Source organism: Streptomyces yokosukanensis (assembly GCF_001514035.1).
Classification (GTDB): Bacteria; Actinomycetota; Actinomycetes; order Streptomycetales; family Streptomycetaceae; genus Streptomyces; species Streptomyces yokosukanensis.
This window is the reverse complement of record NZ_KQ948208.1, coordinates 462,497-479,377: the sequence shown is the minus strand read 5'-3', so window position 1 is coordinate 479,377 and position 16,881 is coordinate 462,497. Positions and strand designations below refer to the sequence as shown.

At 72.2% G+C, this 16,881-nt stretch carries 17 protein-coding genes; 10 read left to right on the top strand and 7 right to left on the bottom strand.

Annotated elements, in window-relative coordinates:
• Positions 1 to 24: 24 nt before the first annotated feature.
• On the bottom strand, positions 25 to 1,167 hold the full coding sequence (locus tag AQI95_RS08805) for a GGDEF domain-containing protein (RefSeq protein WP_067119989.1): 1,143 nt from the start codon (positions 1,165 to 1,167) through the stop codon (positions 25 to 27).
• 88 nt (positions 1,168 to 1,255) lie between these two features.
• Entirely contained in the window at positions 1,256 to 2,050 is a 795-nt protein-coding gene (locus tag AQI95_RS08800) for an enoyl-CoA hydratase/isomerase family protein (RefSeq protein ID WP_067119986.1), read from the bottom strand.
• 197 nt (positions 2,051 to 2,247) lie between these two features.
• Here AQI95_RS08800 and AQI95_RS08795 point away from each other — a divergent pair, with 197 nt between their 5' ends.
• Positions 2,248 to 2,814, top strand: a complete 567-nt coding sequence (locus AQI95_RS08795) for a hypothetical protein (protein ID WP_244188671.1) — start codon at positions 2,248 to 2,250, stop codon at positions 2,812 to 2,814.
• Between the two features lie 82 nt (positions 2,815 to 2,896).
• On the opposite strand, the gene AQI95_RS08790 is transcribed toward AQI95_RS08795, so the two are convergent.
• The gene (locus AQI95_RS08790) at positions 2,897 to 4,003 is read right to left on the bottom strand and encodes an adenylate/guanylate cyclase domain-containing protein (protein ID WP_067119983.1); all 1,107 of its coding nucleotides are present in this window, start codon (positions 4,001 to 4,003) and stop codon (positions 2,897 to 2,899) included.
• A 221-nt stretch (positions 4,004 to 4,224) separates the two neighbouring features.
• Positions 4,225 to 5,085 carry a biotin--[acetyl-CoA-carboxylase] ligase gene (locus tag AQI95_RS08785; RefSeq protein ID WP_067119980.1) on the bottom strand — a complete coding sequence of 287 codons (861 nt, stop codon included), beginning with the start codon at positions 5,083 to 5,085 and terminating at the stop codon, positions 4,225 to 4,227.
• Positions 5,086 to 5,195: 110 nt separating this feature from the next.
• On the opposite strand from AQI95_RS08785, the gene AQI95_RS08780 reads away from it, so the two are divergent.
• The 4 genes from AQI95_RS08780 to AQI95_RS08770 all read left to right on the top strand — a co-directional run bounded on the left by AQI95_RS08780 (position 5,196) and on the right by AQI95_RS08770 (position 7,928).
• Complete coding sequence (locus tag AQI95_RS08780) at positions 5,196 to 6,815, top strand: acyl-CoA carboxylase subunit beta (RefSeq protein WP_067119977.1); 1,620 nt, start codon at positions 5,196 to 5,198, stop codon at positions 6,813 to 6,815.
• Between the two features lie 24 nt (positions 6,816 to 6,839).
• On the top strand, positions 6,840 to 7,049 hold the full coding sequence (locus AQI95_RS08775) for an acyl-CoA carboxylase epsilon subunit (protein WP_067119975.1): 210 nt from the start codon (positions 6,840 to 6,842) through the stop codon (positions 7,047 to 7,049).
• A gap of 85 nt (positions 7,050 to 7,134) precedes the next feature.
• Positions 7,135 to 7,263, top strand: coding sequence for a morphogenic membrane protein MmpB (mmpB, locus tag AQI95_RS49800; RefSeq protein WP_279616997.1), 129 nt, complete (start codon positions 7,135 to 7,137; stop codon positions 7,261 to 7,263).
• Between the two features lie 32 nt (positions 7,264 to 7,295).
• Positions 7,296 to 7,928: a Maf family protein gene (locus tag AQI95_RS08770; protein ID WP_107121576.1), complete on the top strand. Its 633-nt coding sequence runs from the start codon at positions 7,296 to 7,298 to the stop codon at positions 7,926 to 7,928.
• On the opposite strand, the gene AQI95_RS08765 is transcribed toward AQI95_RS08770, so the two are convergent.
• On the bottom strand, positions 7,900 to 8,499 hold the full coding sequence (locus tag AQI95_RS08765; protein ID WP_244188670.1) for a hypothetical protein: 600 nt from the start codon (positions 8,497 to 8,499) through the stop codon (positions 7,900 to 7,902). The two genes, AQI95_RS08770 and AQI95_RS08765, sit on opposite strands and share 29 nt — an antisense overlap.
• 362 nt (positions 8,500 to 8,861) lie before the next feature.
• On the opposite strand from AQI95_RS08765, the gene AQI95_RS08760 reads away from it, so the two are divergent.
• Positions 8,862 to 10,637 carry an acetyl/propionyl/methylcrotonyl-CoA carboxylase subunit alpha gene (locus AQI95_RS08760; RefSeq protein ID WP_067119969.1) on the top strand — a complete coding sequence of 592 codons (1,776 nt, stop codon included), beginning with the start codon at positions 8,862 to 8,864 and terminating at the stop codon, positions 10,635 to 10,637.
• Positions 10,638 to 10,755: 118 nt separating this feature from the next.
• Here AQI95_RS08760 and AQI95_RS08755 read toward each other — a convergent pair whose 3' ends face one another.
• The gene (locus AQI95_RS08755; RefSeq protein WP_079071139.1) at positions 10,756 to 11,685 is read right to left on the bottom strand and encodes a DeoR/GlpR family DNA-binding transcription regulator; all 930 of its coding nucleotides are present in this window, start codon (positions 11,683 to 11,685) and stop codon (positions 10,756 to 10,758) included.
• Positions 11,686 to 11,851: 166 nt separating this feature from the next.
• Positions 11,852 to 13,300, bottom strand: coding sequence for an NAD(P)H-quinone dehydrogenase (locus AQI95_RS08750; RefSeq protein WP_067119963.1), 1,449 nt, complete (start codon positions 13,298 to 13,300; stop codon positions 11,852 to 11,854).
• Between the two features lie 95 nt (positions 13,301 to 13,395).
• Between AQI95_RS08750 and AQI95_RS08745 the strand changes: the two genes are divergently transcribed.
• From AQI95_RS08745 to AQI95_RS08730, 4 genes are all read left to right on the top strand, one after another.
• Positions 13,396 to 13,833 (top strand): gamma-glutamylcyclotransferase family protein, encoded by a 438-nt coding sequence (locus tag AQI95_RS08745; protein WP_067120439.1) that lies wholly within the window; start codon positions 13,396 to 13,398, stop codon positions 13,831 to 13,833.
• 53 nt (positions 13,834 to 13,886) lie between these two features.
• Positions 13,887 to 14,168, top strand: a complete 282-nt coding sequence (locus AQI95_RS08740; RefSeq protein WP_067119960.1) for a type II toxin-antitoxin system RelE family toxin — start codon at positions 13,887 to 13,889, stop codon at positions 14,166 to 14,168.
• 111 nt (positions 14,169 to 14,279) lie between these two features.
• A complete protein-coding gene (locus AQI95_RS08735) occupies positions 14,280 to 15,104 on the top strand; it encodes a purine-nucleoside phosphorylase (protein ID WP_067119957.1) in 825 nt (274 codons plus the stop codon).
• A gap of 138 nt (positions 15,105 to 15,242) precedes the next feature.
• Positions 15,243 to 16,871 (top strand): phospho-sugar mutase, encoded by a 1,629-nt coding sequence (locus AQI95_RS08730; protein ID WP_067119953.1) that lies wholly within the window; start codon positions 15,243 to 15,245, stop codon positions 16,869 to 16,871.
• The last annotated feature ends 10 nt before the right edge of the window (positions 16,872 to 16,881 follow it).

Sequence of the window (16,881 nt, the reverse complement as noted above, 5' to 3'; positions counted from 1 at the left end):
TTACCGATCCGTGTGGGCTTCGCCTCATGGGGTGCGACCGCGGAACCGGCGCCGCTCGGCACGCGAGGGCGACGGCTCGTCCGCCAGCCGTACGACGGGATCCTCCGGCCCCTCCCGGCCCGCGACCACCGGCCGGTCGGCGCGCAGGGCCTTGGCCCGGTACTGGGCGGCGTCGGCGAGCCGGAACAGCCGCCGGGCGTCGCACACCTCCCCGATCGGATCCTGGGTCGAGGCGACCCCGCAGGCGACCCCTTCCCCAAGTTCCAACTCCCCTGCCCTGCGGCAGAGTTCGCCGGCGGCCTCGACGACCTCGTCGGCCGGCGACCCGACGGCGAGGAGGCAGAACTCGTCCCCGCCGAGCCGCGCGACCAGCGCGCCCGGCACCATCGCCCCGCACAGCGACAGCACCGAGCCGAAGCGTTCCAGCAGCCGGTCGCCGACGGCGTGCCCGAGGGTGTCGTTGACCCGCTTCAACCCGTTGAGGTCGCACACGACGAGACTGACGACCGCGCCGCCCGTGCGATGCCGCTCGACGGCCTCCTCCAGGCGTACGTCCACGGCACGGCGGTTGGCGAGTCCGGTGAGGGCGTCGGTGTACGCAAGCCGGCGGGCCTCCTCCAGCCGCTCGGTCTGCGCGAGCCCCGCGGCGACGACGGCGGCCAGCACGGTGGCGAAGTCGGCGTCGGCCCGGTCGAACACGGGGACCTTGACGGCGCGGGCGACGTACAACTCGCCCCAGGCCCTGCCGTGCAGCACGACCGGGGCGACGACACAGCAGCCGCGGCCCCGGCGGCGCAGGGCGGCGACCCGGTGATGGAAGTAGCCGGGGGTACCGGCGGCGGTCCCCTCGGCCGTCTCCACCCACGCGTTCGGCCCGCCCCCTCCGGCCCACCGCTCGTGCAGGAACTCGGTGATCTCCGGGAACTGGTGCACCGGGTAGGCCTCGGCCTCGGGGAACTCCTCCTCGTCGGTGCGCCGGTCCCCCACGTTCACGAGGACGCGCAGCCGGCCCAGCTCCCGCTCCCACACCGACAGCGCGGCGAAGCTGCCGTCCAGTGCACGGCAGGCGCCGAGCGCGGCGGCCTGCCACGACTCCCGCGAGGTGCGCGCCGCCGCCATGCCCTGCGCGAGCGTCACGACGTCGGCGAGCCGCTGGTCCTCACCCATTACTCCAGGTTAGGGAGGTTTTGGTGGATTCGTGACACCGGTGAGGCGAACAGGTGCAGGAACAGAAGCAGGGGCAGGGGCGGTGCCCCTACTCTCCCGGCCACTGCGGCGTGCGCTTCTCGTTGAAGGCCGCCACGCCCTCCGCGCGGTCCCCCGAGAACGCCACCGACCGCCATGCCGCATCCTCGACCTCCAGGCCGGCCCGCAGATCCAGCCCGTGCCCAAGGCGCAGCGCCCGCTTGGCGGCCCGCAGCCCGACCGGCGAGTTCCCGGCGATCCGGGCGGCCAGCGCCAGCGCCTCCTCCCGGTCACGGCCCTCGTCCACCAGCTGGTCGACCAGCCCCAGTTCGGCCGCCTCCGCCGCCGCCACCCGCCGCGCCGAGAAGATCAGCTCGGCCGCGCGCGCCGCCCCGACCCGCCGCGGCAGCAGCTGCGTACCGCCGCCCCCGGGGATCACACCGACGGACACCTCCGGCAGCCCCACCACCGCCGTGGGGTCGGCCACGATCAGATCGCAGGACAGGGCCAGTTCGAAACCGCCGCCGAGCGCGAACCCGTGCACCGCCGCGATCGTCGGCATCGGCAGCTCCAGCACCCCGGTGTACGCCCCGCGCGCCACCGGCCGCTGCCGCACCAACTCGGCGTCGCTGAACGAGTTCCGCTCCTTCAGATCCGCCCCGACACAGAACGACCGTTCGTGCGACGACGTCAGGACCACCACGCGCGCATCGCGGTCGGCGGCCAGCGCCGCACACGCACCGCCGAGCGACCGGGCCATCTCCGTGGAGACGGCGTTCATGGCCTTGGGCCGGTCCAGCACCAGCTCCGCGACATGCCCGTGCCGCCGCACCAGCACGAACTCCCCGAACCGCTCCTCGCTCATGGCACCCTCCGGCTCATGTGTTAACGCGGGTTAACGCACTGTCGGCCTGATCATCGCAGCCGCACCCGACGCCGGGAAACCCCAGGGGGCTACGCCCGTTCGAGTGACATCCCGCCCGTCTCACCCCACATCACCCACAGGACCGCATAGCGTGCCTGCGCCACGCCGCCCCGCGGCGCGCGGCGGGGAGGGGAACCATGTCACCGATACGTGCACAGTCCGATCCGGAGGACGGCTCGTCGGGCGTACGCCGCGGACGGCACCGCAAACCGCGCCCCCGCAAGACGCTGCTCGCCGCCGGCGGCCTCGCCCTCGCGGCGGGCGCGCTCACCCTGCTCCGGGTCACCCCGGATCCGGGGGTCGGCTCCCCGGGCACGGCGGAGGCCGAACCCCACGTCGGCACGGCCGACGGCGCCACGGACCACGCGACGGGCACCACGACCACGAAAGCGCCGGGCGCAGCGCCCTCGGCGGTCTCCGTCCTGGGCGGCAGAAGCCCCGCACCGACCCCCGCGTCCCCGGCCGCAACCACACCGAGCCCGCCCGCACCGGCGTCCGGCAGGACCCTCCCGACCGGCCCGACCGCCACCCCCGGCACACCCCGGCCGCCCTCCGCGCCGCCCTCGACCCCGCACCCGGCGCCCACGACCGCGCACCCCGCGCCGACCACCCCGACACCCACCCGCAGCGCACCGACCCACGCGCCGGACGGCTGGTGCGTCCCGGCACTGGGCCTGTGCGTGGACCTTTCCGACGACCACTAGGCCTTGTCGCCCACGGGACCTGCGCGGCCCAGGCCGGGCCCGCGCCCCCCGTGCCGCCCGTGGCTCCCCGTCTCGACAGGCCCTAGGACTGTTCCTCGCGGCGGGCGAGCAGCCAGGGCTCGACCACACCGAGCCCGCGCACCGGGCGCTGCCACATCGGCTGCAGCGCGAAGCGGTACACCGGCGGCTCCTCGCCCTCCTTCTCGGCGGTCGCCGCGGCCTCGGCCGCCTCCGCCTCCGAGGCGGGCGCCTCGCCGGAGCGGATCAGCTCCTCGGCGAAGGCGCTGTCCACCAGCACGGCGTCCCGGGGTGCTATCGACGTCAGCCGGGAGGCCAGGTTCACCGTCGTACCGAACACATCACCCATACGAGTGGTGACCGTGCCGAACGCCATGCCGACCCGCAGCTCGGGCATCGTCTCGTCGTTCGACAGCGTCTCCACCAGCCGCAGCGCGATGTCCGCGGCCGTACCGGCGTCGTCCGCCGCGTACAGCACCTCGTCGCCGAGCGTCTTGATGAGCCGGCCGCCACGCGCGGCCACCAGATCGGCCGCGGTGGTCTCGAACGCCTCGACCAGCTCGCCCAGCTCCTCCTCCTCCATCCGCCGGGTCAGCCGGGTGAACCCGACGAGGTCGGCGAAGCCGACGGCGAGCCGCCGGTCGACCATCTCCTCGTCGTCGGCCGACTGCACGACACGTCCGGCAGAGGCGGCGAGCTGACGCCGCCAGACATAGACCAGGAACTCCTCCAGCTCGGGCAGGAGCAGCTCGACGATCGGATACGTCACCTCGGTCCGGGTCATGCCCGGCTCCGGCGGCTCGGTCAGCCCCTCCAGAAAGGAATCCATCTGCCACTCGGCCAATCGAGCGGTGGTCTGCCCCGTCGACCGGGCCACCTGCACCGCCATGGCCTCGCTGAGCAGCCCCGCCTCCACCAGACCGGCGAGGCGCCGCAGCGCCAGTACGTCGGCCTCGGTGAGCGCCTTGGCCTGCCCGATGTCGGCGAAGCCCATGGCCCGCCAGAACCGTGACGCCAGCTCCATGGAGACACCGGCGCTGCGGGCAGCCTGGAACGGGGTGTAGCGGCGCTCGGCGCCCAGGATGAGCTGCTCGAGGCGCAGAGCCAGCGGGTCCTCGCCGGAGTCGGCGGCATCCGCGCCCTCGCCGGAGCCCGTGTCGTCGACGGTCACGCCTGCTGCCCTTCCGATCTCCCGCGGTCAGGTCTCGACCGGCCTCAACTCTACGGCAGGTGTGCGCCAGCTCACTCCGTCGGGTTCGACCGACGGTTCACTTCCCGGCACCGTGTTCGGTGACCGGCGCCGGCACCGGACGACACGGCCCCGGCCCCACAACCGCGCCAGGCGCCGCCCACGCCCCCACCCGCCCAAGCCCCGCAGTCACCCGCGTCGCCTCACGCCGGCCGCAGATGCACGATGTCCCCCGCTCCCACCGGCTCCTGCACCCCCGCCTCCGTCGCGATGACCAACCGCCCGTCGCCGTCGACCGCCACGGCCTCCCCCACGATCGCCCGATCCCCCGGCAGCTCCGCCCGCACCGCCCGCCCGAGCGTCGCGCACCCCGCCGCATACGCCTCCTGCAGCCCCCCGGCCGACGGGTCGCCGCCCGCCGCCCGCCACCGTCCGTACCAGTCCTCCAACGACCGCAGCACGGCCCGCAGCAGCGGATCCCGGTCCGTCCCGACCGCCCCGGCCAGCGCCAGCGACCCGGCCTGCGGGACCGGCAGCTCGTCCGCCCGCAGCGTGACGTTGATGCCGACGCCGATGACGACACCGTCCTCGCCGGCCCGCTCGGCGAGGATGCCCCCCGCCTTGCGCTCCTCTCCTCCCACCGTCACCAGCAGGTCGTTCGGCCATTTCAGGGCCGTGTCCACACCCGCCGCCCGGGACAGCCCGGTCGCCACCGCGACTCCCGTGAGCAGCGGCAGCCAGCCCCACCGGGCCACCGGCACCTCGGCGGGCCGCAGCAGCACCGAGAAGAAGAGTCCCGAGCGCGGGGGCGCGGTCCACCGGCGGTCCAGGCGCCCCTTGCCCGCGGTCTGCTCCTCCGCCACGAGCACGGTCCCCTCGCCGGCCGCCCCGGCGACGGCCCGCGCGACGAGGTCGGCGTTGGTGGAGCCGGTGCGCTGCACCACGTCGACCTCGCGGTACAGGCTTCCTTCCCGCACCAGCGCGCGCCGCAGTGCCGCGGCGTTCAGGGGCGGGCGGTCCAGGTCGGACCAGCGGCTGTCGTCTGATGCATTGTGCGGCGTCATGCAAGTCACCCTAGGTGTGGGAAACGCCGCACTGCCGACCCACAGGCCCAGCACTACTCTACGGATGAGTAACCGTCCCCCCTTTTCAGCAGGCAGGGAGCCGCATCCCGATGTCCGAGCCGGAAGAGCGTCAAGAGATCCACGAGACCCAAGGGATCGACATCCACACGACCGCGGGCAAGCTCGCGGATCTCCAGCGCCGTATCCACGAGGCGACGCACGCCGGCTCGGAGCGCGCCGTCGAAAAGCAGCACGCCAAGGGCAAACTGACGGCCCGTGAGCGCATCGAGCTGCTCCTCGACGAGGACTCCTTCGTCGAGTTGGACGAGTTCGCCCGCCACCGCTCCACCAACTTCGGCCTGGAGAAGAACCGCCCGTACGGCGACGGAGTCGTCACCGGCTACGGCACCGTGGACGGCCGCCCCGTGGCCGTCTTCTCGCAGGACTTCACCGTCTTCGGCGGCGCCCTGGGCGAGGTCTACGGCCAGAAGATCGTCAAGGTGATGGACTTCGCCCTGAAGACCGGCTGCCCGGTGATCGGCATCAACGACTCCGGTGGCGCCCGCATCCAGGAGGGCGTGGCCTCCCTCGGCGCCTACGGCGAGATCTTCCGCCGCAACACCCATGCCTCCGGTGTGATCCCGCAGATCAGCCTGGTCGTCGGCCCGTGCGCGGGTGGCGCGGTCTACTCCCCCGCGATCACCGACTTCACGGTCATGGTCGACCAGACCTCGCACATGTTCATCACCGGCCCGGACGTCATCAAGACCGTCACCGGCGAGGACGTCGGCTTCGAGGAACTGGGCGGCGCCCGCACCCACAACGCCACCTCCGGCGTGGCGCACCACATGGCGGGCGACGAGAAGGACGCCATCGAGTACGTCAAGCAGCTCCTGTCCTACCTGCCGTCCAACAACCTCTCCGAACCCCCGCTCTTCCCGGAGGAGGCGGACCTCGCCGTCAACGACGAGGACCGCGAACTCGACACCCTCGTCCCGGACAGCGCGAACCAGCCGTACGACATCCGCACGGTGATCGAACACGTCCTGGACGACGCCGAGTTCTTCGAGACCCAGTCGCTCTTCGCACCGAACATCGTCACCGGCTTCGGCCGCGTCGAGGGCCGCCCGGTCGGCATCGTCGCCAACCAGCCGATGCAGTTCGCCGGCTGCCTGGACATCGACGCGTCCGAGAAGGGCGCCCGGTTCGTGCGCACCTGCGACGCGTTCAACGTCCCGGTGCTCACCTTCGTCGACGTGCCCGGGTTCCTCCCCGGCGTCGACCAGGAGCACACGGGCATCATCCGGCGCGGCGCCAAGCTGATCTACGCCTACGCGGAGGCGACGGTCCCGCTGATCACCGTGATCACCCGCAAGGCCTTCGGCGGGGCGTACGACGTCATGGGCTCCAAGCACCTGGGCGCCGACCTCAACCTCGCCTGGCCCACGGCCCAGATCGCCGTCATGGGCGCCCAGGGCGCGGTCAACATCCTGCACCGCCGCACGATCGCGGAGGCGGAGTCCGCCGGAAGTGGCGAGGGCACCCGGGCCCGGCTGATCCAGGAGTACGAGGACGCCCTGCTCAACCCCTACGTCGCGGCCGAGCGCGGCTACATCGACGCGGTGATCATGCCGTCCGACACCCGCGCCCATATCGTGCGCGGCCTGCGGCAGCTGCGCACGAAGCGGGAATCCCTGCCTCCGAAGAAGCACGGCAACATCCCTCTCTAAGCCCCGCTGACCTTTGGAGCGGTCATGAACATCAAGGTCGTACGAGGCAATCCGACCCCCGAGGAGCTGGCCGCCGCCCTGGCGGTGGTCCGCGCCCGCGCCGCGGCGGTGGCGACCACGCCGCCCGGCGCGGCAGGGCCGAGGGACGCGTGGTCGGACCCGTCCCGCATCGCGGCCCGGCACGTCCCGGCTCCGGGCCCGGCGAGCTGGACCCGGACGTACTGGCCGAGCTGAGGTGCACCGGGCGCCGATTGAGCGGCAATCAAATTGAGTAGCCGTACTCAGGCGCCCGCCACGGCCCAGCCCCCACGCTGGAGGGATGCTGTGGTCGGACCCGGACGACGAGCCGCCGGAGGACCTGCGCGAAGCGCAGAACATGCTCCGGCGGCTCGGTTTCCTCATGGCCGTGGCGATGATCCTGGCGATGATCGCCATCGGCCTGAGGTGAGCCGACCGGCGCCCCGCGGCTAACCTGACCGCATGACTGCTACGCACCGCGGGTCCTCGCGCCGCAGGCGACTCGTGCTCGCCTCCCAGTCCCCCGCCCGGCTCGGCCTCCTGCGCCAGGCCGGTCTCGACCCCGAGGTGATCGTGAGCGGGGTCGACGAGGACGCCGTCACCGCGCCCACCCCGGCGGAGCTGGCGCTGGCGCTGGCCGAGGCGAAGGCCTCGGTGGTGGCGGCGCGGCCGGAGGTACAGGGCGCCCTGGTGATCGGCTGCGACTCGGTGCTGGAGCTGGACGGGCAGGCCCTCGGCAAGCCCGCCGACGCCGAGGAGGCCACCGCCCGCTGGAAGGCGATGCGCGGGCGGGCCGGGACCCTGCAGACGGGGCACTGCATCTGGGACACGGAGGCCAAGCGGTATGTGTCCGCGACCGCTTCCACTGTCGTCCGCTTCGGTGAGCCGAGCGACGAGGAGATCGCGGCGTACGTGGCCTGCGGCGAACCCCTCTACGTCGCCGGGGCCTTCACCCTGGACGGCCGTTCGGCGCCGTTCATCGAGGGCATCGACGGCGACCACGGCAACGTGATCGGTATCAGCCTGCCCCTGGTGCGCAGGCTGCTGGCCGAACTGGGCGTCGGTATCACGGAGTTGTGGACGCCGGCCGAGTGATCTGGGCGGGCGCGGAGTCCTGCGGCTCCTGGCCCCCGCCCCACGGCTCCTGCGCACCGCGCCCCGGCCCGGTCGCGGTACCGGCCGCGTCCGATGCCGCGGCCGACCCGGTCCCGGCCGCGGCCTCCGGCTCCCCGCCCCCGCCCGGCCCGGCGCCGGAGGCGGGCCGCTGCGGGCCGCCGTCACGGTCGTAGGTCATCAGGAGCAGCACGACGAGGCCGAGCACGACCATCAGGAACAGGAACGCCGTCCAGCCGATCATGCTCCAGGCGAACGCGCCGAGCAGGCCGTGGACGACCGCCACGCTGATCAGCAGGACACGGCCGAAGCCCGCGGGGGCGCGGTCGCGTATCGCGACCAGGACGGCCACCAGCGCGCACAGCACGAAGTAGAGGCCGAAGACGATGCCGCCGATCTTCGAGGACGTCGCCATCGTGTTCGGGTCGAGGCCGGCCAGGGACATGTCCTGCCGGTCGACGACCACGCCGAGGAACCAGTTCAGCGCCGCGACGAAGACGGCCTCCCCCAGGAGGACGATCGCCACGACCCACGCCACCGGTCTGCGCACCACCGGTCCCCACCCACTCTCAAGCCCGCGCCTGTTACCCGAGGTACGTTCGAGTCATCGCGAACGCTACTAACGGGTAAACCCCGGGACAAGGGTTCGCGCGGCAGCAAAGAATCATTGGGCCATTCGTAGGGACTCGACAAAGAAACGGAGTGGGGCGCAGCACGCTCTCACAGAGACCTTGACCACACGACAGGGCTAGGGTTTCCGGGAGGAGCCCTGCGTACCGAGGTACGACAAGGCTTTTCGCGGGCGAGCGAGCCTCGAATCACGCTCCGTGTGGGCAAGCTCACCATTGGGGACGGGTCGATGTGCCGTGTCGGCAGTCCCTAAACTCGGCTTGTTTCAAGGAGGGAGCCTCAATCGTGCGCAAGGTGCTCATCGCCAACCGTGGCGAAATCGCTGTCCGCGTGGCCCGGGCCTGTCGGGACGCAGGGATCGCGAGCGTGGCCGTCTACGCGGACCCGGACCGGGACGCTCTGCATGTACGCGCCGCGGATGAGGCGTTCGCCCTGGGCGGTGACACCCCGGCGACCAGCTACCTGGACATCAAGAAGGTCCTGAACGCGGCACGCGAGTCGGGCGCGGACGCCGTCCATCCGGGCTACGGCTTCCTGTCGGAGAACGCCGAGTTCGCCCAGGCGGTCCTCGACGCGGACCTGATCTGGATCGGCCCGCCGCCGCACGCCATCCGCGACCTCGGCGACAAGGTCGCCGCCCGCCACATCGCCCAGCGCGCCGGCGCCCCCCTGGTGGCCGGTACGCCCGACCCGGTCAGCGGTGCCGAGGAGGTCGTGGCCTTCGCCGAGGAGCACGGCCTGCCCATCGCGATCAAGGCCGCCTTCGGTGGCGGCGGCCGCGGCCTGAAGGTCGCCCGCACCCTCGAAGAGGTCCCCGAGCTGTACGAGTCGGCGGTCCGTGAGGCGGTCGCCGCCTTCGGCCGCGGCGAGTGCTTCGTCGAGCGTTACCTGGACCGTCCGCGGCACGTGGAGACCCAGTGCCTGGCCGACAAGCACGGCAACGTGGTCGTCGTCTCCACCCGTGACTGCTCGCTGCAGCGCCGGCACCAGAAGCTGGTCGAGGAGGCCCCGGCGCCGTTCCTGAGCGACGAGCAGGTCGCCGAGCTGTACCGCGCCTCGAAGGCCATCCTGCAAGAGGCCCGCTACGAGGGCGCGGGCACCTGCGAGTTCCTGGTCGGCCAGGACGGCACGATCTCCTTCCTGGAGGTCAACACCCGCCTCCAGGTCGAGCACCCGGTGACCGAGGAGGTCGCCGGCATCGACCTCGTGCGCGAGATGTTCCGCATCGCCGACGGCGAGGAGCTGGGCTACGACGACCCGCAGCTGCGCGGCCATTCGTTCGAGTTCCGCATCAACGGCGAGGACCCGGGCCGCAACTTCCTGCCCGCCCCCGGTACGGTCACGGCCTTCAACCCGCCGTCCGGCCCCGGTGTCCGGCTGGACGCGGGTGTGGAGTCCGGCTCGGTCATCGGCCCCGCCTGGGACTCCCTCCTCGCCAAGCTGATCGTGACGGGCCGCACCCGCAAGGAGGCCCTGGAGCGGGCCGCGCGCGCCCTGGACGAGTTCCAGGTCGAGGGCATGGCCACCGCGATCCCGTTCCACCGCGCAGTGGTCAGGGACGCCGCGTTCGCCCCCGAACTCACCGGCTCCGCCGACCCGTTCACGGTCCACACCCGCTGGATCGAGACCGAGTTCGTCAACGAGATCAAGCCCTTCGCCGCGCCGGCCGACGCCGAGGCGGACGAGGACGCGGGCAGCCGCGAGACGGTCGTCGTCGAGGTCGGCGGCAAGCGCCTGGAGGTCTCCCTCCCGGCCTCCCTCGGCATGTCCCTGGCCCGCACCGGCCTCGCGGCCGGCGCCAAGCCGAAGCGCCGCGCGGCCAAGAAGTCCGGCCCGGTGGCCTCCGGCGACACCCTCGCCTCCCCGATGCAGGGCACGATCGTCAAGGTCGCCGTCGAGGAGGGCCAGGAGGTCAAGGAGGGCGACCTGATCGTCGTCCTGGAGGCCATGAAGATGGAGCAGCCCCTGAACGCCCACAAGGCGGGCACCGTCAAGGGCCTGAGCGCCGAGGTCGGCGCCTCCATCACGTCGGGCGCCCCGATCTGCGAGATCAAGGACTGACGCAGGAGTCCGAGCGACGCCCGGTGGACCGACTTTGCACGGTCCACCGGGCGTCGCCCTTTTCCCGAGACTCAGGGAGGGCTCGGCGACCGGGCGCCGGAACGACCGGGCTCGACGGCTAACGCCGCCGCAGATCGGCGACGCGCCCCCGCTCGACACCACTCGGCTCCAGCCCCGCCCCCGAGCGGAGTGCCACGTGGCCCCTGCGCGGCCCCGGCAGGGGGGCGCGGCGGGTCGCCGGGACCTGTTCACCCCCCGGGTTTCCACTCGCCCCGGCCACGGCGATCTGCACCCCCTGGTCGGCGAGCGCCTGCAACTCGGTGGCGGCGCGGTCGTCGTGGATCGGGGGCTCGTCGGTGACGAGGCGGGTGATGACGTCCGTCGGCACGGTCTGGAACATCGTGTCCGTGCCGAGCTTGGTGTGGTCGGCGAGGACCACGACCTCGGCGGCGGCCTGGACGAGGGCCCGGTCGACGGATGCCGAGAGCATGTTGGAGGTGGACAGGCCCCGTTCGGCGGTGAGGCCGCTTCCGGAGAGGAAGGCCTTCGACACGCGCAGCCCCTGCAGGGACTGCTCCGCGCCGGAGCCGACGAGGGCGTAGTTGGAGCCGCGCAGGGTGCCTCCGGTCATCACGACCTCCACCCGGTTGGCATGGGCCAACGCCTGGGCGACCAGGAGGGAGTTGGTGACGACCGTCAGGCCGGGCACCCGCGCGAGCCGGCGGGCCAGCTCCTGCGTGGTGGTACCCGCGCCGACCACGATGGCCTCGCCCTCTTCGACGAGGCCCGCGGCGAGATCGGCGATGGCCGTCTTCTCGGCGGTCGCGAGATGGGACTTCTGGGGGAAGCCCGACTCGCGCGTGAATCCGCCCGGCAGTACGGCACCGCCGTGCCGGCGGTCGAGGAGTCCTTCTGCCTCCAGTGCCCGCACGTCCCGCCGTACGGTCACTTCGGAGGTCTGGACGACGCGGGCGAGTTCACGGAGCGACACGGCACCGTTCGCTCGCACCATTTCGAGGATCAATTGGCGACGTTCAGCAGCGAACACGAAACTGACAGTAACCCCAGCGACCGTCTGCTTTCAGCAGTTTGCGCCGAATAACAGAAGTTGTTCGCATGGTGGGGCGGGAAGTGGTATAGGACCTATCCGCCCCGACTATGCCGTACGCACGCGCGGCAACTCCCCGTGACCAGCGGGGAGTCCGCGCAGGCCGTCAGGCCTCCGCGCTCGCCTTGCGGGTGTGGAGCTGCCGGGCCACCTCCGCGATCGACCCCGAAAGGGAGGGGTACACGGTGAACGCGTTCGCGATCTGTTCGACCGTCAGATTGTTGTCGACGGCGATCGAGATGGGGTGGATCAGTTCCGAGGCACGCGGCGCCACGACCACACCGCCGACCACGATGCCCGTGCCCGGGCGGCAGAAGATCTTGACGAAGCCGTCGCGGATGCCCTGCATCTTGGCGCGCGGGTTGCGCAGCAGCGGCAGCTTCACGACCCGGGCGTCGATCTTGCCCGCGTCCACGTCCGCCTGCGTGTAGCCGACCGTCGCGATCTCGGGGTCGGTGAAGACGTTGGAGGAGACCGTCTTGAGGTTCAGGGGGGTCACCGCGTCGCCGAGGAAGTGGTAGACGGCGATACGCCCCTGCATGGCGGCGACGGACGCGAGGGCGAAGATGCCGGTCACGTCACCGGCCGCGTAGACGCCGGGAGCGGTCGTGCGCGAGACCTTGTCGGTCCAGATGTGACCGGAGTCGCGCAGCTTCACGCCCGCCTCCTCCAGCCCGAGACCCGCGCTGTTCGGGATGGCGCCGACGGCCATCAGGCAGTGCGAGCCGGTGATGACCCGGCCGTCGGCCAGCGTCACCTCGACCCGGTCGCCGACGCGCTTGGCGGACTGCGCGCGGGAGCGGGCCATGACGTTCATGCCGCGGCGCCGGAAGACGTCCTCCAGCACGGCGGCGGCGTCCGGGTCCTCGCCCGGCAGCACGCGGTCGCGGGAGGAGACCAGGGTGACCTTGGAGCCGAGCGCCTGGTAGGCGCCGGCGAACTCGGCACCGGTCACACCGGAGCCGACCACGATCAGCTCGTCGGGCAGCTCGGTGAGGTCGTAGACCTGGGTCCAGTTGAGGATGCGCTCGCCGTCGGGCTGGGCGTCGGGCAGCTCGCGCGGGTGGCCGCCGGTGGCGATGAGCACGGCGTCGGCGACGAGGGTCTCCTCGGTGCCGTCGGCGGCGGTGACGACGACCTTGCGGGAGCCGTCGAGGGACTGCATGCCCTGCAGCCGGCCGCGGCCGCGCATGACCCGGGCGCCGGCGCGGGTGACGGAGGCGGTGATGTCGTGCGACTGGGCGAGGGCCAGCCGCTTCACACGGCGATTGACCTTCCCCAGGTCCACGCCGACCACCCGGGCCGCCTGCTCCAGCGGCGGGGTGTCGTCGGCGACGATGATGCCCAGCTCCTCGTAGGAGGAGTCGAAGGTGGTCATCACCTCGGCCGTGGCGATCAGGGTCTTCGACGGCACGCAGTCGGTCAGCACCGACGCTCCGCCCAGACCGTCGCAGTCGACGACGGTCACCTCCGCACCGAGCTGCGCGGCTACCAGGGCCGCTTCATATCCGCCGGGTCCGCCACCGATGATCACGATCCGAGTCACGTACCCCATTGTCCCGCACGCTTCAAGGTGCTACTGCCCGGGGGCGCACACGAGTGCCTCCCGGGGCGCGAGTGACGGGACTTTCCCTGCCGTACCCTCTCTTCATGTCGCTCTATGCCGCTTACGCCGGCAACCTCGACGCGCGCCTGATGTCGTTCCGCGCCCCGCACTCCCCCCTGCGCGCCACGGGCTGGCTGAACGGCTGGCGGCTGACGTTCGGCGGCGAGCAGCTGGGCTGGGAGGGCGCGCTGGCGACGATCGTCGAGGACCCGCTCGCCGAGGTCTTCGTCGGGCTGTACGACATCGCACCCATGGACGAGGAGTCCCTCGACCGATGGGAGGGCGGGGGTCTGGACCTCTACCGCCGGGTGCGCGTGCGCGCGCACACCCTCGACGGCGAGGAGACGGCATGGACGTACGTCCTCAACGGCTACGAGGGCGGTCTGCCCTCGGCGCGGTATCTGGGCGAGATCGCCGACGCGGCGGAATCGGCGGGGGCACCACACGATTACGTGATGGAACTGCGGAAACGGCCCTGCTGAAAACGCCCGACCCTAGACTTGGGCGGAGACCGACACAGGAATCGGAGGGCACGATGACCGGCAGGAACGCCTACACCGTTTACTACACCGAGCAGGCGGCGGCAGCCCGCGACCGGCTCGACGACCCGCAGCGTGCCGCGTTCGACAAGGGCATCATGATGCTCGCGCAGGACCCGTTTCCCGATCTGTCCCGGCCCATAAGCTCCACCGGCGACGACCGCACGATCCGGCTGACCCAGAACATCCTGATCGAGTACACCGTCAGCGTGGGCCGACTGCTGATCTTCATCGTGGAAGTCTTCAACGACAGGGACATCTTCGTCACGGGCGAGTGATCGTACCGGCCGCGCCCGCGGCACCTTCGTCGGAAACGACAAGACAACGATCGCCATCCCGTGGGCTCTGTCATCTACGCGCGTAGGCGAACACGAGCTACCCTCGTCGACGTGAACGCATCTCTTCTTCCGGACGACATCCAGGGCGACCCCTACGCCGCCGCCGACGCCGCCGCCGCGCGCCTGCGCGAACTCACCGGCGCCGAGACCCACGACGTCGCCCTCGTGATGGGCTCCGGCTGGGCTCCGGCCGTCGACGCCCTGGGCGCACCCGACGCCGAGTTCCAGGTCACCGAGCTGCCCGGCTTCCCGCCGCCGGCCGTCCAGGGGCACGGCGGCAAGGTCCGCTCGTACTCCTTCGGTGACAAGCGCGCCCTGGTCTTCCTGGGCCGCACCCACTACTACGAGGGCCGTGGCGTCGCCGCCGTCGCCCACGGTGTGCGCACCGCGGTGGCCGCCGGCTGCAAGACCGTGGTCCTCACCAACGGCTGCGGCGGTCTGCGCGAGGGCATGCGCCCCGGCCAGCCGGTCCTCATCAGCGACCACATCAACCTGACGGCCACGTCCCCGATCGTCGGCGCGAACTTCGTCGACCTGACGGACCTGTACTCCCCCCGTCTGCGCGCCCTGTGCAAGGAGATCGACTCCACCCTGGAGGAGGGCGTCTACGCGCAGTTCCCCGGCCCGCACTACGAGACCCCGGCCGAGATCCGCATGGCCCGTGTCATCGGCGCGGACCTGGTCGGCATGTCCACGGTCCTGGAGGCCATCGCCGCGCGTGAGGCGGGCGCCGAGGTGCTGGGCATCTCCCTGGTCACCAACCTCGCGGCCGGCATGACCGGCGAGCCCCTCAACCACGAGGAGGTCCTCCAGGCCGGCCGTGACTCGGCGGCGCGGATGGGCCAGCTGCTGACCCAGGTGCTGGGCAAGCTGTAAGCGGACGCAGGCGCTGCCGCGTCGGCGACGGGGCTCCCGTGCGCCCACCCCTCGGCCGACCGAGTGCGGTGGGCGCACGGGGGTCTGGGGGCGGATCCCCCGGAGGACCACGCAAAACACGGAGAGGTTGATCCCAAGGTGCACGATCTCATCGCACGGGCCAAGGCCTGGCTCGCCGAGGACCCCGACGCGGAGACCCGCGACGAACTCGCCAAGCTGATCGACGCCGGTGACGTCGCCGAGCTGTCGGCCCGGTTCTCCGGCACCCTCCAGTTCGGCACCGCCGGCCTGCGGGGCGAACTCGGCGCCGGCCCGATGCGCATGAACCGCAGCGTCGTCATCCGGGCGGCCGCGGGCCTCGCCGCGTACCTGAAGAAGAACGGCCAGGCCGGGGGACTCGTGGTCGTCGGCTACGACGCCCGCCACAAGTCCGCCGACTTCGCCCGCGACACCGCCGCCGTGATGACCGGCGCCGGTCTGCGCGCCGCCGTGCTCCCCCGCCCCCTGCCGACCCCCGTCCTCGCCTTCGCGATACGGCACCTCGGCGCCGTCGCGGGCGTGGAGGTCACCGCCAGCCACAACCCGCCCCGGGACAACGGGTACAAGGTCTACCTCGGCGACGGCTCCCAGATCGTGCCGCCCGCCGACGCGGAGATCGCCGCCGAGATCGACGCGATCGCCTCCCTGCACGACGTACCCCGCCCGGACGCCGGCTGGGAGACCCTGGACGACGCGGTCCTGGACGCCTATCTGGCCCGTACCGACGAGGTCCTGGCCACCGGCTCCCCCCGTACCGCCCGTACCGTCTACACGGCGATGCACGGCGTCGGCCGGGACGTGCTGCTCGCCGCGTTCGCCCGCGCCGGCTTCCCCGAGCCGGCGCTGGTCGCCGAACAGGCCGACCCGGACCCGGACTTCCCGACGGTCGCCTTCCCCAACCCGGAGGAGCCGGGTGCGATGGACCTCGCCTTCGCGCGGGCCCGCGCCACCGACCCCGACCTGGTCATCGCCAACGACCCCGACGCCGACCGCTGCGCGGTGGCCGTCAAGGACGGCGCCGACTGGCGGATGCTGCGCGGCGACGAGGTCGGCGCGCTGCTCGCCGCCCATCTGGTGCGGCGCGGCGCGAGCGGCGTGTTCGCCGAGTCGATCGTCTCCTCCTCCCTGCTCGGCCGGATCGCCCAGAAGGCGGGGCTGCCGTACGAGGAGACGCTGACCGGCTTCAAGTGGATCGCCCGCGTGGAGGGCCTGCGCTACGGCTACGAGGAGGCCCTCGGCTACTGCGTGGACCCCGAGGGCGTGCGCGACAAGGACGGCATCACGGCCGCTCTGCTGATCACCGAGCTGGCCTCGCAGCTCAAGGAGGAGGGCCGGACCCTCCTGGACCTCCTCGACGACCTCGCCGTCGAACACGGCCTGCACGCCACCGACCAGCTCTCGGTCCGCGTCCAGGACCTCTCCGTCATCGCGGACGCGATGCGCCGCCTGCGCGAGCAGCCGCCGACCGAGCTTGCGGGGCTCGCCATCACCAAGGCCGAGGACCTCACCCGGGGCACGGACCGGCTGCCGCCCACGGACGGCCTGCGCTACACCCTCGACGGCGCCCGGGTGATCGTCCGCCCGAGCGGCACCGAGCCGAAGCTGAAGTGCTACCTGGAGGTCGTCGTCCCGGTCGCGTCCCACGCCGAGCTGCCGGCCGCGCACGCCCGCGCGACGGAGCTGCTCACCGCGATCAAGCGCGACCTGTCGGCGGCCGCCGGCATCTGAGCCGTCAGCA

What these genes read in the sequence shown, in the direction of transcription:
- AQI95_RS08805 (WP_067119989.1), bottom strand. Translation starts at nt 1,167, where the DNA reads ATGGGTGAGGACCAGCGGCTCGCCGACGTCGTGACGCTCGCGCAGGGC.
- AQI95_RS08800 (WP_067119986.1), bottom strand. Translation starts at nt 2,050, where the DNA reads ATGAGCGAGGAGCGGTTCGGGGAGTTCGTGCTGGTGCGGCGGCACGGG.
- AQI95_RS08795 (WP_244188671.1), top strand. Translation starts at nt 2,248, where the DNA reads ATGTCACCGATACGTGCACAGTCCGATCCGGAGGACGGCTCGTCGGGC.
- AQI95_RS08785 (WP_067119980.1), bottom strand. Translation starts at nt 5,085, where the DNA reads ATGACGCCGCACAATGCATCAGACGACAGCCGCTGGTCCGACCTGGAC.
- AQI95_RS08780 (WP_067119977.1), top strand. Translation starts at nt 5,196, where the DNA reads ATGTCCGAGCCGGAAGAGCGTCAAGAGATCCACGAGACCCAAGGGATC.
- AQI95_RS08775 (WP_067119975.1), top strand. Translation starts at nt 6,840, where the DNA reads ATGAACATCAAGGTCGTACGAGGCAATCCGACCCCCGAGGAGCTGGCC.
- mmpB (WP_279616997.1), top strand. Translation starts at nt 7,135, where the DNA reads ATGCTGTGGTCGGACCCGGACGACGAGCCGCCGGAGGACCTGCGCGAA.
- AQI95_RS08770 (WP_107121576.1), top strand. Translation starts at nt 7,296, where the DNA reads ATGACTGCTACGCACCGCGGGTCCTCGCGCCGCAGGCGACTCGTGCTC.
- AQI95_RS08750 (WP_067119963.1), bottom strand. Translation starts at nt 13,300, where the DNA reads ATGGGGTACGTGACTCGGATCGTGATCATCGGTGGCGGACCCGGCGGA.
- AQI95_RS08745 (WP_067120439.1), top strand. Translation starts at nt 13,396, where the DNA reads ATGTCGCTCTATGCCGCTTACGCCGGCAACCTCGACGCGCGCCTGATG.
- AQI95_RS08740 (WP_067119960.1), top strand. Translation starts at nt 13,887, where the DNA reads ATGACCGGCAGGAACGCCTACACCGTTTACTACACCGAGCAGGCGGCG.